The sequence below is a fragment of the Pseudanabaena sp. lw0831 genome (assembly GCF_016584665.1).
Classification (GTDB): Bacteria; Cyanobacteriota; Cyanobacteriia; order Pseudanabaenales; family Pseudanabaenaceae; genus Pseudanabaena.
Genome location: NZ_BBJB01000066.1, coordinates 102,779 through 120,321, shown reverse-complemented (window position 1 = coordinate 120,321; position 17,543 = coordinate 102,779). Strand labels below are relative to the sequence as shown.

The window sequence follows — 17,543 nt, the reverse complement described above, 5'->3', positions numbered from 1 at the left end:
TGCGTAGCAGGCGATTTTTTTGTTTAATTTTTATGATTTGTAATTGATGGAAACTTCCATTCGTATTTATTGGGAAACACAAAATTAGTAAAAGACATGGAAATGCTGATATCCAGAGATTTGACAGCGTGCCACCATCCAACAGGCATAAAGATAGCGTCCCCTGGATTTAAAGTCACTTCGATAATGGGGATTTGATGAAATGATGGATACTTCTCATAGTCTGGTTTTTCGACATCTACTGCACTAAAAACCCCTCGATAGTTATAAAGCCTATGGGTGTAATATGGCGGAATAATCTTCCATACTTTGCGACCATAGACTTGGACAAATATCAGATTAACTGGATCATGATGTAAAGGAGTAATCGTTCCAGCAGGACCAAACCAAAAGAAAGTAGTGCCGTTAATATTTTGAGGATCGAGATATTCGGGAAATATCTCAATATCATCTAGCAAACCGCGCAAAGCAGTTTTTTCGATATTGCCATTGTTTGCCACCATATAATAGTTGTTCGTTGCACCCCCATTTACTACATTGTCAGCATAATCAGCCATTTGCATCTTTTGGCGATGTTTATCAATATTAAGCTCATATAAACGATCGCTATTGCGATCGCTTTGCACTTCTACCTCGACCTGACCATAATTTTCCTTTAAATATTCAGGATTCCAAAGCGAAAGTGCTGACCAATTTTTCGTAATATCAGTGAGAATTAGAGGGATATTTTTAGCGTAGTAATTTTCTAAGAAATCAGCCCGTGAAATATTAGGTTTGCTGTCAATGGTTTGCGAATGAGGAGCCAGTGATGCTAACTCAGAGAGAATATTGGCGTGGGATTCTGATTTTTGAAGTAATTGGACAAATTTATGTCCCGATTGAAAATAAGGGTTTCGACTGATGGAGCCTACTTCTAACTTTGCTGAACTAGGACTAATTCCATGCATAATTAGCTGTTGCACAATTATGGAATCATCAACACCTGCAAACTTACTATCCGCAATCCAACGCCGCCACTCATCGGTAATCGGCTCAGAAGTAGCTATAATCTGAGAAAAATAACGTGGATCGAAAGTAGAGAATCTAGTTTGGGCTGTTTGGATATTAGATTGGGTAGTAGATTTTTGCTGCATAAGACCCTCTTTTGAGACTCTCTTGTTAGAGTTGTCATATTTCTAGCATTTTATTCGACAAGTTATGCAGATATAAATATGCGATCGCAAATTCATATCTGCATAATTACGCCTTATTACACCTTATTACATTAATATTCCCAAATTATAGCTGCGGATGACGTAACCCCAAGAAGTGAATGGCGGCGCTTTGCGCCGCCATTCACTTCTTGGGGTTGAATTTGTCCAAACTCATAGCAATTGGTAAAGTGAGCATTGTCCACCCTACCTATCTTTTTTTTGTTAGAACCACAATAAATTTTTTAAAAATGTTGCGAAGCAACACTTTTAAAAAATTTATTGGTTCGACTTTGAGCGTAAACCGCTGCATGGCAACAGCTATAAAACGGCGATCGCCATATCAGATCAAATTTTTTGTAACTTTTGCAATTTGCTTGGGTAATATATTGCAGTCAGGTTGGTAAATAGTTATGTCTGATTCTAAGCAAAGCCGTAAAATTAATCGCTTTTTTGCCGAGTTTATCGCCAAGTTAAGAAAATGGCTAAATAAAATCGGTAGCCCAATTCGTATTAGCCGTCGCTTTGTGCGGCAATTACTTGGCGCAACCAAGGGGCAACGAAAGGGCGGCGCGGCTGGATTTGTATTGCCAACTGTGACCTTAGTGACTTTGGTGGTTACCTTGTTAGTGGTAACTACCGTGTCTAGATCTTCTGAACGGGCGCAAACTGCTGCTAATACAAGGACAGAGCAAGTTTTTAGAAGTGCAGCTACTCCAATCATCGATCGCGCCCGTGCCAAAATTGACGCGCTTTTGAATGACGGTAAATTACCACGTACCACACCTCCCGAACTAACCTTAGACAGCGTTATCACTAGCGACAGTGGCAAATATACTTTGCCTGACGAAACTCGCTTACAACTAGTTTATAACTTTACGCCTTCCGCAGGCATCAATTACACCAATGGGCAAATCGAGAACAGAGAATATGTCTCTACCGCATGGAAGTTCCCTATAGACACCGATAACAATGGGAAGTTCGATTCTTACGGGCTATACAGTATTCTCTTTCGCGCTCGACCACCATCTGTCACCTCCCGTCCTGTAGTCCCAATCGAGTCAAGAGCCTTGCCGATGGATGAGACTACACTCTCAGGAGCTTGTGTTTCTACTGGTGGCGTTACGAATATTGCTGGGGATGGTGGCTGGACAAACTCCAGTGATAACAAACTCCGTAAATCATTCTTTGTTTATGCAGTTACTGTTCCTATTAAAGATACGCAAAGTTTTCCAGTCTTTCCAGTTACTGCGGCGGCGGACTACGAAGTTTATAATGGCTTAAATGCCATCAGCGCTGTCGAACTTCAACAAGACCGCGCCCGATCGCCCCAAAACAATAACGCAGTTTTCTTTGAAGGAGATACAGAACTCGTTAACATTGCTACCTTCCGTCTAAATGGAAGAATGTATAGTGCGGGCAACCTGATGGTTGGCGCAGCGGCAAACAGTCCGATTACGCTCTATCAAGTCAGTAGCTCTGGTGGTTCGGCTACCAATGGAGTTACACCTAATCCAGACCTTTTCGGCTCTTGCTATTACGAGAAAAAGAATAGCGAAATCATTGTCGCAGGTAACGTAGTTGAAGGGGATGCGGTTAGCAACAATCCTGCCAACCTATCTAATAGCGCTTCGGGCAAGGTCAATGTACATCTATTCCGTGGGGCTGGTGTACCACCTGTAGCATCTGTGGCTGGTCGAACTGGGATCATCGAGCTTGATGAGACTAATCAAAGTGTCAACAGCACTGTCGCAGGTAACCTCAGCTCTGACCTAGCCCTGAATGACTTTGCTTACAACACCCGTATTGGCGCTCTGGTGGATGCTGCGATCGCACTACGTGGTCAGGCTACAGTTAATTTCCCATTACCTGTCAACTTCAGTACGAGTAACCTAATTTATGCAGGTGTCAAAGATCCCGCATCTGTCCAATCAGATCTCGTCAGGCGCATTCAAGATGAAGCTCTATCTTCACAAACGGAGGTAAATGCAGCTAGACGTTCTGCTTATACGGCTTATTTTAGCGAACGCACTCGCAAAGTTTCCTTCCGTGAAGTTGCATTTGGTCAAATAGATCCTTCGCTTCCTCCTACCCTCACTCCAATTCCTAACAGCGATGTAACCCAGCCACCAGAGCTAGCACCGCCAATTAAATGGATGTTGCCGCTTTATGCTAACCCCAATTTTGGTAGAGGAATTGGGACTTTCGATCTATCCACAGGGGCTGGATTTGATACTAGTGTTGGGGGAGCAGTGGCAATTTCCGACCCGACTGGGATCACATTGCTCCAGACAGCCAACAGACTTAACCTTTCTGCGAGTGATCCCGATGCTGTAGTTACTGCAAATAATAATGAATTAATGATCGGAGATCGCATTTTGGTGGGTAATAGTTTACCTGCTAAATGGCTCAAGAAGAATACCACCAGCGGAGCACTAGAATTTGTTGGCGAAAAAGTGCTCAACCCGCTCACCACCAATTCCTCTGTATTTTGGAATGTCAATAATGAGACTACGGCTGGCTCAGTAGCACGCTATCGTGAGACTCGTTCGATTCCGCTTAGCAACCTTGGGGTATCTGATCGCGGTGGTTTCTGGGAAATCTCAGCAGCTCTCGATCCTGCGGTCACCGATCCACTTAATCCAACCACACTAACCCCTGAGACTTCACCCCGTACTGGTGGACTGCGAGTAGTCACCAATGCAGGTATTTATAGCCGTCGTCCTGAAGACACCTTCTTGCCAAGGTTCCGTACTGGATTGCCAGATGATACAACAGCTTCGCCAAATTTGTGGGATGAATCTAGCGCTCCGCTTTGGAATGGTCAGGTAAACAATCCGATTAATGATTATACGGATGCTAGCGATCCAAATAACAAGGTCGATGAACTGAAGTTTGCGGCGACATTTAACGCCACAGTTGACACAAATAGCGATCGCGAACAACAACCCAGAAATTATGTCGTTTGGCCAGACTCGATGCCAATGACAGGTGGCGCTGGTGACACTCGCAAAGGCGATCTGCAAATGCGGGCAACAGCAGTTTATCACTATAAATATGATGCGTTTAATGCGATCAGTTCGCCAACTAATTACCAAGCACCGATCGCCTGTGTTAGCAGCTACTACGATCCATCGACTCCCATTACTGCAAGAAACGCACCAATTGGAGTTACGCCTGCACCTTGGAATCCTGATCCGAATGGACGCTCTAATAACGGTTTAGTCTATAACGTTGGTCTAACCTCTGCATCTACCACTGTCACCTTTAGTGGTATTGCATTTAACGCCGCAAGTGGCTTGTTCTATGACAGTACTGCGACAGTTAGTAACCCTGCGGGTGGAATCTTCAAGTTTAAAGATCCTGCTAGACAACCCAGCAATACCGCTAGTCCTTATGGAGAGAGACTTGCCTATCAGGCTAACCTGATCTTCCCTAATGGACGCTTTGCGAATGAGCCATTACGCGAAGTTCTGAAGAAAATTATTGTTGATAAAGCTGTAACAACTGGTGCAGCCGCAGGTTTAACCTTACCGCAACAGTCTACCCTTGACTCCAATCTCTGTGCCTTGCAGATCCTTGATAACACGCTGACCCTTGCGAATACGAGCGCTGCTTTGGCGACGATTACCCCAGCAGCACTCGCAGGTAATCCTGCTGTAAGTAGTGTACAGCTACCTCATGGTACTTTCCGTGAAAGTTCTTTCCTTGATGGCCGTGAGGTCAACGCTCTTAATCGCAACGAGTCATTGACAGAATCTGCTAGTGGCAATAACCCCTCGTCGGGTGATGGACTTGCTATACGTGTTCCCAATCGTGGTGATATTTACGATCTAGAAATCGAGCAACGTCAACCCCTCGAAATCCGAACCACCGATATTGATATGGATCGGCTAAGAGGTGCAACGATCTCTGGTGGTAATAATTCGGGTGTAGCCACAGACTATATGCTGCCCTATAGCGGCATCGTCTATGCCTCCCGTGAAGATGCGCTCGAAGATCTGAGCTATTACGATAAAGATGGTTCTGGAAACCCCACCCCGACATCTCTGGGAAGACGTAAAAACCTTAGCTCGACTGACTTCCTGCTCGATCCTACGCGCAAGCCTAGCAGTATTCGTCTGATCAATGGCTATCGCCTCTGGCGCAGTAGCCTCAATAATGCCAACCTTGCGAATGTGGATGGTACTGCACTTGTTTCTAATGCCACCTATGCGACTTTCCCTTGGACAGAAGCAACTAAAGGCGAAAAGGGCTTAACCCTCGTATCCAATTTACCAGTATATATTAAGGCTCAACGCGATCCTGTTAACCCTGCTAGTACGACGATTGTACCGAGCTTTAATAGACACACCCGTGAAGAATTTACGCAACTTCTCAATGAAAATATCGCCACGCCAACGCTGATCTGGAATAACTTCTATCAGCGCCATGCCGACAATGGAGCGGCTGATCGCCTCGATGCTAACTTTGCCTGCCGTCCTACTTCTAATGCCAACTGTACACTTGGTGATGAGTGGAGACCAGCAACAGTATTAGCTGATGCGGTAACTGTCTTGTCTGCAAACTTCCGTGATGGCTATCGTACTGATGGTGACTTTGACCTTCGCAACAATGCCTATACATCTACTAGCATCAACTGGCAGTCACAACTCAATACCAGTTCTGAAGAGCTGAAAGACAGTAGCTATGTACTCGATCTACGTCGCAATGGATTCTTTAATAACAATTTTGTGACGAGTTCGCCATGGCTGAGAACCAGAAACTCGGATGGTGGTGCGGGGGCAAATACCACTACTTGGATGGGTGACCCTGATGCGACTCCTGCGGTTAACGGCAACCTCGCTAGTTACAATGCCAACGGGGTTACGCCTGTACAACGTCGGATTGCCTTTAATGAGTACGGCATGGAGATTTGCCGTAAGCTGCCAGTTAGTGAATGTACTTCTACTGATTGGTTTAAGGAGGGTGCAGGGACAACCACATTACCTACCTTTGATGCGGCTGGAAATATAACTACCCCAGCACCTACAAATACTCCCACTCCATCGACTGGAGCACCACGCTACATCGATCCAAATGATTGGCGCTATCCTCGTCGTCTTTCGTTCTTGCGCTTTGACGATATTTATAAAGATGGCAATAACCAACTGATTTTTGCTGGCTCCTGCCCTGGAAGCAATCAGACTTGGCCGATGGCAATTGGTGTGCAAAATGGCGATCTCGCAACTGGTTATACGTATCCCATGATTATGGGAGGCTTGGGAGCGCCCTTTACCTTGGGTAATAAAAATAGCTATGGAACTGTCGGTTGTCCTGATTCGGGCATTACAGTCAGTCTAGGCGGCAATGTAGATCAGCCTGAGGGACGAAGAAGAGATCAGAACACTCCTGTATTAACAGCTACTGATGGAAGGCTGGAGTCACAGCTAATTGCTATAGGTGCTAGTGGTACAAATTTACCTGCTCCTGATTGGACACCACTTATTGCAACACCGACTTGGGCAGCAGGCACAGGTAATATAACCAGCCCAACACCTGGAGACTTCCAAAATGACAATCTTTTAGGTGCTGCGATCACCAATGATCAAAGAAGGAGCACAAACAATGCAGTTTATCGCCGCTATAACTTTCCTGTAACGATCCAAAACCGTGGTCTTCTGTCGGCTGGAGAAACTGTAAAGGTCAGAGTAACTGCCTACAATAGCGGTGGTGCTACACCAGGTGCGGTAGGTTCACCATTCTCTTTGTTCGCAGATCCGATAGCTAACACTAAAACCGATTACATCAATTCTTTTTACAATGGTACAGTTGGTCTTAACCTATTGATGACGACATCGGCAGGTCTTGTCAACGTCGCTGCACCTATTGCGACAGCTACTACTAACATATTCCCTCGACTTCCAGTTGCAGCTAGTAGCACGGCTGGCGTAGCAACTGGAACTATTCCTCCTGAGAATGAATCATGCCCTGCTACAGAGTACTGTACTGTCGTCTCTTGGACAGGTCCAACAAACACAGCCACCGATCCTAACACTAAGACACTCACAGTTTTGGTTGTTCGTGATAGCACTGATGAAAACCAAGAAGAGTTTCGGGTAAAACTTAATAACCTTCAAGGACCTTTAACGACTTATGGAGCTATTACAGATGTCAGAGGACGTCTTCAAATCGCTACCACAACCGCAGCTTGTGGTTCTGGAATTACTCGAAACAACAATGACGATAGAATAACTACTCCTGGAGCTTGTCCAACACCTCCAACACCAACACCTCCAACACCTCCAACACCTCCAACACCTCCAACACCAACACCTCCAACACCTCCTCCAACTCCAACACCTCCAACACCTCCTCCAACTCCTCCGTTGACAATGTACCCTCGCGTTTATTTGCAGGAATACTTGCCAAAGCTTCCAAGTAGCGCCCGTAGCATGGGTATGCCTTTCTCTACGATCGTACCTCCAGCTGCGTCTTATCCTTTCTACCATTCAGGTACAACTGACACTCGTCCTCGTCCATTTACACCACCATCTTGGAATGGCAGCACTGGTAGTACCATAGGTCAATTTGTATGGAGTAATTCATTTGAAATTGAAAGTGCTGTAGATATTACAAACAATACATTTACGGTCAAGGGAAATAACTTTGCGAATGGTGACGCTGTGATTGTGTCGCCCAGTATCGGCGGGACATTGCCAACAGCAGCGCCAGCATTAGTTGCAGGTCAGACTTACTATGTTCGTGATGTAGATCCCTCAACCGAAACATTCAGGCTCGCGACGACCTTAGGTGGTGCTGCGATCGATTTGACGGCTCAAGGTACAGGTCAATCAATAATAGTTCGCGATAATAGAATCGATACTATTAATCTTTTAAATGATACATTCAGTATATTAGGATCGCGCTTTTCCAATGGCGATGCTCTCACTTTGTCGGTTACTGGTGGCACAGTGCCAGTAGCAACACCAGCATTGGCGGTAGGTTCGACTTACTATGTTCGTGATGTGGTCGGAGATACATTTAAGCTTTCGACAACATTAAACGGTGCAGTAATTGATCTAACGGCTCTAGGCACTGGTCAAGCGACGCTATCTCTAGAGAGTGGGATTTTCCCTGACATTCCTCAGCGCCCTGAAGCTCTAGGTGAAATTCCAATGTTGCCTGGTAACCTCACCACTGGTAGCAACAATGGTCAGCAGATGTCAAACAGCTTGCCTCCCACAGCAAATGGAACGCTTTGGTACAAGGCAGCAGGCAGCGCTGGTAACTGGATTGGAGAAGGAAACAATATTAGCTATTCAGCTAGTAACCTCTTTATCAATAACTTGAGTTTCCCTGCGATCGGTGGTGCGGGAAGAGCCAACTTAAACAGCACAGGAAGGCTTTTACTTCCTGATACTGTTTGTATTAACTCAAGTACTGGGATTGTCGATGAGCGATGCTCTACGGAGACTGCGGCTTTCAATACTAGTGCATCTACAGCTAATCTACTCAATCTTAATCTGCCTTATAACCCACACTTCCCCAGTGACAACATCAGTTCGCAGAGTACTACCAGTTCAGTTCAACCTGCTACTACCTTTGCGGTATGTGGTGGTACTGGCAATTCCCGTGCTTATCAGTCCATAGATAAGATTCTGAATCTTGCGAATGGTACAACTCAGACACAGAGAGACATCACGACTGGTAGTTGTCCCACGGGAACTAATACCCCTGGTGCTGCGATCTCTAACTTCATGGGTACTGCTCCTACAGGCACTTTCCCAAGTCTAGCCGCTGGTACTGGTCTACGCAGCGCTCTACTTGTACCTGGTAATGCTGGTTTTATTGGCTTATCACCTAATGCCTCTACAAACGGTAACAATGGTACAAATACTCCTGCGCCTGACTTTGGAAAACTTTCGTTTACTGCAAGTGCCACAACGGTAGATATTGCAACGAATGAACTTATATTGCCAGGTAATACTTTTACCAATAACCAGCCTATTGTTTTTGGTCCAGGTTCACTGCCAGCAGCAACACCACCACTAGCCCCAATCACGACATACTACGTTCGCGACAAAGATGTATCGACATCAACAACGGTCTCTAAGTTCAAGCTGTCAACCTCATTAGGAGGTCCTGCGATCGACCTTACTAGCAATGGCTCTGGAACTATCGACATTAGCTCTAATATTAATCTTTCCCTTGGAGCCATTAACACCTTTGCCAATAACAAGGTTCATGTTTACAACTTGAAGAATTTGGGTGCAGCCGATCCATCCGTGAGCTTAGGTACGGTAGTCGGAGGTACAAGAACTCTGACAGGTACGCTTACCTTTAGAGCCAACTGTGTTGATCCTGTTACAGGGGCTGGCAGTACTTGTACACCTACAAGTATCCGTCGCGGTCCTAGCCCTGTCTTCGTTATGATGGCTGACTCTGCTGAAGACGTTGTGTTTAATAGCTTCCGCATCAAGCTGGATGGAGTCGATCCAAACAACATTTTCTGGGTCTTCTCCAAGGTTGATGCAAATCCTACATTTGTAGCTTCAGCATCAAATACAATTACGACGACGACATCACATAACTTCCCAATCGGCAAACCTGTTTATTTCAATAGTTCAACTAATTCTCTTCCTACAGGTTTGACTAACGGCAGGGTTTATTATGTGCTGTCCACTCCTTCAGCGACTACTTTTACGGTGAGCGATACTTTGGGTGGTTCTGTAACCACAATAACTGCTGCCACAGGAGGTGGTACTTTAACGGTTGGGCCTGCTAACTTAGCGTTTTCTGGTACTGCAAGTAGACCAAGTGTAGTGACTGGTAACTTCATCGGTACGATGCCAAATGCTGCTTCTACTATAGCCAATACATCAGAACTAGCGGTAATGGACGAGTTTACATCCTTCCGAGGTGTACGCTTCTTAGGATTCCGTGCTACAGATCCAGCAATCAACGATGCGACATTGTTTACCGCAATGACGGAGGTCGATCAGCCCGCACTATTACCTGTGTTACAACTTCATGTCCCCGATGCCACCGCAAACAATAATCCTTCCATTTCTCAGCCAGCTTCTGGTGGTATTAACGGTACGCCTGGTGCATCAACTGGTCAATGGACGATTCGTCCGACCCAAACTGAAGTTAATGTGTACTTCGTCGCAGGTAGTACACCTTCTAGAAACGGTATAAGCTATACAGTATCTAGCACTATTAATTCTATAGTAGGAGTGAGCGCAGGTACTGTCTTGCCGACACCCGCTTTCCCAACAGGTGAGACAGGTGGCGGCTTAGCCAACTTTGTCCGATTCCTTGAAAATTGGCAAAATGTACCAGTCAAGATCGCAGGTGGATTTATCCAAAATACAAGGAGTCGTTTTGCAACTGCGCCCTTTGCAATTACAGGCCCTTTGGTCAACAATCCTTCGGTCGGGGCTTACAGTGATATGAAGACCATCTTTATGAATCCTGCGCTACCGACTTCCTCAGGGCTGAGTGGCTATAAGTTATTCTATCAGTCAGCTACAGGTCAACAACTCCCTTACTATTCTCCTCCGATTCGTCTCTGGGGCTATGATGTGGGTCTGCTGACACAGCAACCCGATCGCTTTGCTGAGCGCTTTGCCGTACCAATTGCTGGTTCTAATGAGTTCTTTAGAGAGATCAGTGGTGATGATGCTTGGGTTGAGGCTCTGCTCTGTGCTTTGGAGCCAGCTAATCCAACAGCGCTCACTGTTGCTGGTACTGCCGCTGTGAATGTGGGTAGGGCGCAAAGAGAAGGTACTACACCAACCAACTATGTCAAACGCGCTTTGCGCGGTAGCGATCGCCGTTCCGCTTGCGATTTTCCAAGGTACGGAACTACCACAGCAGGTGATAATCCAACCATTACATATGAATAACTCAATCCTCTTTAATCCTCTTTGATGAGGAAAGGATTAAAGAGGATTGATAGTTAAGATTCTGATTTTGGCGATTTTTGGCAATTAAGTGCGATTAAAATTTAAATGCTTTGTCCTTGTTCTTTGATGATGGTGGGTTATGTTAAATCGAAATTGCAAAGCTGACGGTGCTAAGACTAGTAAGCCATATATGGCTCCTTCTTTGGCGGGTTATCTGTCCCATCTTCTCAAGACCAGGCGATCGCTTGAGTCAGAAGCGGCTGGTTTCACCATACTAGAATCTCTGGTGGCGGCGGTAGTAGTCGGGATATTAATTGTATCGATCGCACCGATGGTCGCGCTTTCCACCTCAGCAAGAGTCAACGCCAGAAGGATCGATCAGGCGACTCAGGCAGGAAGGTCATATATCGATGCTGTAAGAGGCGGAGTCATTGACGTTACCAACTTCCCAAACAATCTTGTTATAAGTCAGCCAAATTCTCAAGATCAATATTCATTTGAAGATCCAGCTGCTCCACTTGATCCAACTAAAACGGTTCAGCCACCAACTACAACTAGCTTTCCACCCGCGACAATCTGTAATAACAGCCTTGCAAATAATGTTCCAGCAGGAAAAGTCCCTGGTGTCTGTGTTGATGCTAATGGCAATGGATTTAGTGTCGACGATCCGCAAGACTTCTTTATTCAGCCCATGCGAAGTGGTCCATTTAGCGCAGTAGCAACTGCATCTACTGACCTCAAAAATCAAGGTTTCTGGCTAGCGATTAGAGTCTACCGTGCCGATGCACTATCAGCAGGAGCTGCGTTACCTAGAGTTGGGACAGAACCTGAATGTGCTCAAAGTAAAACCCCATTTTCTAGTACAGGTACGAGTAGATGTCCGATTGTGACAATGCGATCGCAGATTTTTCTGCCTACTGTCAATCCCAAAAATATTGATGACATCAAAAAGGGCATTGGCTCGTAACAGTAATCAAGTAAGGCTAATCAAGTAAGGCAATCTGTCCTATGAAAAAACTTCTCCATAAAATAATGGCATTTCGGCAACACAAATGGCTATTGCGATCGCCAAAATCTCGGCATCGTCAAGGTTTTGCCTCTGGGTTTACCTTGATTGAGTTGTTAGTGGCGGCTCTGATTGCCTCGTTGATGGTTGCGATCATGCTGGGATTTTTGGTGGGTGTGCTAGATAGCGATCGGAAAGAGACAGTTAAGACCAATGCTCAAGAAGAACTTCAAGCAGCCATTAGCTACATAGCAGACGATCTGCAAGAAGCAATTTATATCTATGGTGCAGAAGGGCTGGCTTCGATCAATAGTCAACTACCACATATGCAAACAACAGGTCCCAGTACTGAATGTAATCAAACCTCTAATACCTGTACCCCGATCTTAGTTTTTTGGAAAAGATTTACTTTTGATCCCGACGCAAGATCAAGCTATAGCAATCCAGCGGCAACCTATCTAGTGCCGCCTGATGAATTTATTGGTTGTATGCCCTATGTAAATAATGCAGCAGCAACACCACCAGCATCACTAACAGAATTAACAGACTGTAGGACAAGTAGTAGTGGTGCTAATAGTAGAGCCTACGGGAGAGACACATACACCTATGCTCTGGTCGCCTATTACCTAAAAAACGATGACCCAACTATTGCTAGCAACAATACAAGTGGCTGGTCACAGACTGCTCGGATTTTGAGATGGGAGATCAAAGATGGGTATGTGGGTTATTGTAGTAATGGCGGCGCGATCGGGTCTGTCGGCTGCCCAGCAGCAACACAAGTAACTACGAGATTGCCCATCAACATTTCCCCGTTGATCACAGTTCCTGTTCCTCTAGAAGATCGTAATCAATATTTCATTTCTCCATCCGTAGGATTTAATCGACCCGACTTCTCAACCGCAGGTGGACTAACATCTTGGAAAAAGTTTGACGATTTTAATTTTACCCTTAGTCCTTTTGTCACCCTTGTAGACTTTATCGACGATACTGCCTATAACACCAACCAAGGTGGTGATGTAGTTGCGGCTGGTACTGGAATTCCTGCTTCAGCTACCGCTGCCTTTAAGATTCCTATTGGCAGGAATGATGCTACTACTCCAAATAAAAATCTGGATTGTGACGATCCTTCGGTGGGAGTTGGTACGACAGATCCTGCAAATAACTTCACGCAGAGAATTCCTGCCAATTTTGCTGATTCTGCTATCGGTGGCAGTAATCCTTCAAGGCTGAGTAGTTTTTATGCTTGTGTTTCTCCAAATACAGTTACAGCCAGAATCTTCATGCGCGGTAATGCGATCGCGCGGTTGACAACTCCTGCGACTGATAGAACTAGGAGAGCGCCAACAGCAAATAATATTACGTTTTTCCCAACCGCTGATGTGCGGAGCTTTGGGCGTAGTCAGATCGGTTTAGGTAAGTAGTAACAAGGTGAAATCCAAAAAAATGTTTACTTCCAATTTTTTTAGTAACCTTCCTAGAAATTTGTCAAGCTTCTTCCGAAGCTTGATTGTCACAAATCAGCGCAAAGTTCTAGCATTTACAACTCCCAAAAAACGCCGCGATCGCTATTCCAAATCTCTAGGGTTTACACTTTTAGAGGTTCTGGTTGTGATGATCATGGTTGGCATCCTCAGTGCGATCGCTGCGCCATCTTGGTTAGGTTTTGTCAATAACCAACGCATTAATGCTTCTCAAACCAAAATCTTCCAAGCAATTAAAGTTGCCCAATCAGATGCAAAAATCCGTAGTTCTAGTAATGCAAATAGAACTCAAATTACTTTTACGACTGGGCAAACTACAAATGCCTATCAGATAGATAATGTCAGAACTGGTGCTGGTCTACAATCTCTAGAGCCAGGTGTTAGGATTTCGAGTGTAACATCAGGTGGCTCGATCACTCCTGCTGTGGCTCCAACCATCTTAGCTAGCCCCTATACAATACAGTTTGATTCGAGAGGGCTTGTGTATGACCCTGGCAATCAGTTGGTTTATCCTATTTGTATAAACCTATCTGTAGACAACAGTCCTAGAATTAGGTGGATTGCCATCAGAACTCTACTTGGAGCTATTGTCTCAGGTTCTGATGGAAGCTGTATAAACCCAATTTGATCCAATTTTAGATATAGCAATGCAAGTTTTACTTAAGACATAAAACCCAATAAAAGAGCTGCGGCGCTTTGCGCTGAAGCTCTTTTATTGGGTTTATTAGCCTCTAAAATTATCCATAATCATTAAATAAATACTATAATTGCCAGATAATTATAGTTAAAAGTCACAGAAAAATGACACTAATTGTCAGAGGATATCGATCAAGAAAGCGCGATCGCCGTTCTACAATCATCGGGTTTACACTGATCGAAGTCTTAGTTGTGATGGCGATGATTGGCATTTTGGCAGCTATATCCGCACCATCTTGGTTAGGATTTGCCAATAACCAAAGACTCAACACTGCCCAAAGTCAAGCATTTAGCACTCTGCGCCTAGCTCAAAGTAATGCTAAACGCACCCAAACCATGTGGCAAGTAACTTTTAGAAATATGCCTAACTTTGCCCAATACGCAGTGCACCAAGCTCCTCCATCATCAATGACGAAAGAATATTGGGACAACCTGCCTTGGCAAAATTTCGATGGAGGCGTACGAATTGTTGAGAATACAGAAATGCAACCAAGGACAACATTTACACAACTGACGGCAGTTCCAGATCCAAACGTATATCGTGTTCAGTTTAAATCTAAGGGTAATCCCAACGGTCTAGGTGAAATGGGTCGGATCACTTTTGTGAGTAGATCTGGCGATCGCAAAAAATGTGTGATTATCTCGACAATATTAGGTGCTATGCGTGTAGCTGAAAACGAAGAATGTAATCAATGATAAAATTTCTCAATGATCGATAACATCTGTAAATTTCTGGCAGAGAGCTTCTCCAAAGACTTTGCGAGTTGGATATTAGGAAAATCTATCCCTCTAACCAAACTCGAACCGTCGGAACTTTCAGTCGAGCCGATCCGCGCTGACTCAATTATATTTCTAGAATCAACAGAACTGATCCTGCATATTGAATTTCAAACCGACCCAAATAAAAATATTCCTTTTCGCATGGCTGATTATCGGCTGAGGCTATATCGGAGATTTCCTGAAAAGGAGATTCATCAAGTAGTTATTTATCTCACCCCCAGCCAATCACCCTTGGTATATGAAAATACCTTTAATTTAAGAGAACTAAATCATCAATTCAACGTAATCCGTCTCTGGGAGCAGCCAACCGAAATATTTCAAAAATATTCAGGGCTTTTACCATTTGCCACACTGTCCCAAACCGACAACCCTGAAGAAACATTAAGAAAAGTTGCAAGGCAAATTGAAAATATTACCGATAAACAAGTCCAAAGTAACGTAGCCGCATCGACAGCTATAATATCTGGCATAGCCCTAGACAAAGAAATCATCCAAAGACTTTTAAGGAGCGAAATCATGAAGGAATCAGTGATTTATCAAGAAATTCTGCTGGAAGGCAAGGCTGAAGGCAAGGCTGAAGGCAAGGCTGAAGGCAAGGCTGAAGGCATAGCTGAAGGCATAGCTGAAGGCAAGGCTGAAGGCATAGCTGAAGGCATAGCTGAAGGTAAGACTAAGGAAAGAAACCAAATCGCCATAAACATGGTGCGTTCCAACGTTTCCATTGATTTAGTTGCCCAGTTTACAGGGTTAACCTTAAAACAAGTTAAAAAACTACAACTCCTCCAGACAAAACAGTCCCAGATTCCTAATGCATCAAAAGTAAAGCGTTCCTCAAAAAAATTAAAAAAATAGATGGGTCGCAAAGCGCCGCATCTATCACGATTGTTAGTGCATGTCATAGCCAAACAAATTAGGATCGGCTCCATCCAGCTTCAAGTCGGCTAAACCATATTCAGCCCAACGGCGCGTTACCATATCCGCCACATCAGGATCGCTCTCTAATGGATCTCCCCAATCGCGATCGGTTTCAGGATAGATCTTAGTCGTCGCATCAATTCCCATACGTCCGCCTAGACCTTCCTTCTCACAGGCAAAATCAAGGGAATCAAAGGGATTATCGGGCAAGATAAATACATCGCGAGTGGGGTCAACCTTGGAACTGAGCGCCCAAACTACCATACGCGGATCGCGAATGTTAATTGTGTGGTCAACGACGATCACAAATTTGGTATAGGTAAACTGTGGCAAGGCGCTCCAGAATGCGAGGGCAGCGCGTCTAGCTTGCCCAGGATAAGCTTTTTTGATCGAAATAATTGCGGCTTTATATGACAGCGCTTCCATTGGTAAAAAGAAATCGGTAATTTCGGAAACCTGTTGGCGAAGGATGGGGGTATAAATGCGATTTAGAGCGATCGCTATCATCGCTTCTTCCTTGGGAGGCAAGCCACTAAAGGTAGTCAGATAAATCGGATCTTTGCGGTGAGTCATGCAATGAAATCTAATCAATGGCGCTTGATCGTTAATACCGCCGTAATAGCCCATATGATCGCCAAATGGCCCATCAGTTCCCACTTCATGGGGCGTAATCGTGCCTTCTAAAACATATTCCGCACAGGCGGGAACTTCTAAGTTAAGGGTTTTACATTTAGTAAGCTGTACGCCTTCATTGCCATAGAGTCCTGCAAAAATCCATTCTGATAGATCTATAGGAATTGGAGTTGCTGCCGCCATGATCAGAACTGGATCAACACCGATCGCGATCGCAATTTCCAGTTTCTTTCCCGCCTCAGTTGCTTTGCGTAAATGTCTTGCGCCGCCACGTACTGACAGCCATTGCACCGTCATCGTGTTTTTAGACTGCTGCTGCAAGCGGTATACGCCCACATTAGGAATACCATTCTCGACATCTCTAGTGATAACTAAGGCAAGAGTCACTGCCCGCCCCCCATCTTTAGGATAGGGCTTGAGAATGGGAATCTGATCAAGATCGACATCATCGCCTTGCAGGATGATTTCTTGACAAGGCGCATTTCCAAAGAGAACTTTTTGAGGACGAGACTTAACTACATCAAAGAGAATCTTGCCGAACTCGATCGCTTGAGAGATTTTTTTTGGTGGTTTCGGGCTTTGCAGCTTTCCTAATTTTACGCCGAGTACTTCTAATTCCGATTGCTCCTTCATGCCCATCGCCCAGCAGACCCGCTCAACTGTCCCCAATAGATTTACAGCAACTGGTGTTTTATAACCCTTGACATTCTCAAATAGTAGCGCTGGCCCAGCCGACTGTAAAAGACGATTGCTAATCTCCGCAATTTCTAATTCAGAATCGACAAGGGCTTTAACGCGATGGAGTTGTTTGCGTTCTTCGAGCAGATTGAGAAACGATCGCAGGTCACGGGGCATAGGGATTTAGTGGCGCTAGGGAAATGATGTAATGATACTAAGTACCTCGGTATAATCAAATATAAAACCCCAGAATCTGTACCGCCCGCGCAGCGGG

8 protein-coding genes are annotated in these 17,543 nt (G+C 44.9%); 6 read left to right on the top strand and 2 right to left on the bottom strand.

Going from position 1 to position 17,543, the window contains the following annotated elements; all coding sequences use genetic code 11:
• Positions 1 to 23: 23 nt before the first annotated feature.
• On the bottom strand, positions 24 to 1,133 hold the full coding sequence (locus tag APA_RS13565) for a cupin-like domain-containing protein (RefSeq protein ID WP_201322792.1): 1,110 nt from the start codon (positions 1,131 to 1,133) through the stop codon (positions 24 to 26).
• A gap of 470 nt (positions 1,134 to 1,603) precedes the next feature.
• On the opposite strand from APA_RS13565, the gene hpsA reads away from it, so the two are divergent.
• The 6 genes from hpsA to APA_RS13535 all read left to right on the top strand — a co-directional run bounded on the left by hpsA (position 1,604) and on the right by APA_RS13535 (position 15,895).
• Positions 1,604 to 11,080, top strand: a complete 9,477-nt coding sequence (gene hpsA, locus APA_RS13560; RefSeq protein WP_201322791.1) for a hormogonium polysaccharide biosynthesis protein HpsA — start codon at positions 1,604 to 1,606, stop codon at positions 11,078 to 11,080.
• 139 nt (positions 11,081 to 11,219) lie between these two features.
• The gene (locus tag APA_RS13555) at positions 11,220 to 12,047 is read left to right on the top strand and encodes a type II secretion system GspH family protein (RefSeq protein ID WP_201322790.1); all 828 of its coding nucleotides are present in this window, start codon (positions 11,220 to 11,222) and stop codon (positions 12,045 to 12,047) included.
• A 41-nt stretch (positions 12,048 to 12,088) separates the two neighbouring features.
• Positions 12,089 to 13,507 (top strand): prepilin-type N-terminal cleavage/methylation domain-containing protein, encoded by a 1,419-nt coding sequence (locus APA_RS13550; protein WP_201322789.1) that lies wholly within the window; start codon positions 12,089 to 12,091, stop codon positions 13,505 to 13,507.
• Positions 13,508 to 13,529: 22 nt separating this feature from the next.
• On the top strand, positions 13,530 to 14,195 hold the full coding sequence (locus APA_RS13545; RefSeq protein ID WP_201322788.1) for a Tfp pilus assembly protein FimT/FimU: 666 nt from the start codon (positions 13,530 to 13,532) through the stop codon (positions 14,193 to 14,195).
• A gap of 173 nt (positions 14,196 to 14,368) precedes the next feature.
• The gene (locus APA_RS13540) at positions 14,369 to 14,959 is read left to right on the top strand and encodes a prepilin-type N-terminal cleavage/methylation domain-containing protein (RefSeq protein ID WP_201322787.1); all 591 of its coding nucleotides are present in this window, start codon (positions 14,369 to 14,371) and stop codon (positions 14,957 to 14,959) included.
• Positions 14,960 to 14,971: 12 nt separating this feature from the next.
• Positions 14,972 to 15,895 (top strand): Rpn family recombination-promoting nuclease/putative transposase, encoded by a 924-nt coding sequence (locus APA_RS13535; protein ID WP_201322786.1) that lies wholly within the window; start codon positions 14,972 to 14,974, stop codon positions 15,893 to 15,895.
• Between the two features lie 33 nt (positions 15,896 to 15,928).
• Here APA_RS13535 and APA_RS13530 read toward each other — a convergent pair whose 3' ends face one another.
• Positions 15,929 to 17,446: a UbiD family decarboxylase gene (locus tag APA_RS13530; protein ID WP_201322785.1), complete on the bottom strand. Its 1,518-nt coding sequence runs from the start codon at positions 17,444 to 17,446 to the stop codon at positions 15,929 to 15,931.
• Between the last annotated feature and the right edge of the window lie 97 nt (positions 17,447 to 17,543).

Bases quoted from the DNA above. Each gene is read 5' to 3' on its own strand.
- APA_RS13555 (WP_201322790.1), top strand. From the start codon at position 11,220: ATGTTAAATCGAAATTGCAAAGCTGACGGTGCTAAGACTAGTAAGCCA.
- APA_RS13540 (WP_201322787.1), top strand. From the start codon at position 14,369: ATGACACTAATTGTCAGAGGATATCGATCAAGAAAGCGCGATCGCCGT.
- hpsA (WP_201322791.1), top strand. From the start codon at position 1,604: ATGTCTGATTCTAAGCAAAGCCGTAAAATTAATCGCTTTTTTGCCGAG.
- APA_RS13535 (WP_201322786.1), top strand. From the start codon at position 14,972: ATGATCGATAACATCTGTAAATTTCTGGCAGAGAGCTTCTCCAAAGAC.
- APA_RS13565 (WP_201322792.1), bottom strand. From the start codon at position 1,133: ATGCAGCAAAAATCTACTACCCAATCTAATATCCAAACAGCCCAAACT.
- APA_RS13545 (WP_201322788.1), top strand. From the start codon at position 13,530: ATGTTTACTTCCAATTTTTTTAGTAACCTTCCTAGAAATTTGTCAAGC.
- APA_RS13530 (WP_201322785.1), bottom strand. From the start codon at position 17,446: ATGCCCCGTGACCTGCGATCGTTTCTCAATCTGCTCGAAGAACGCAAA.
- APA_RS13550 (WP_201322789.1), top strand. From the start codon at position 12,089: ATGAAAAAACTTCTCCATAAAATAATGGCATTTCGGCAACACAAATGG.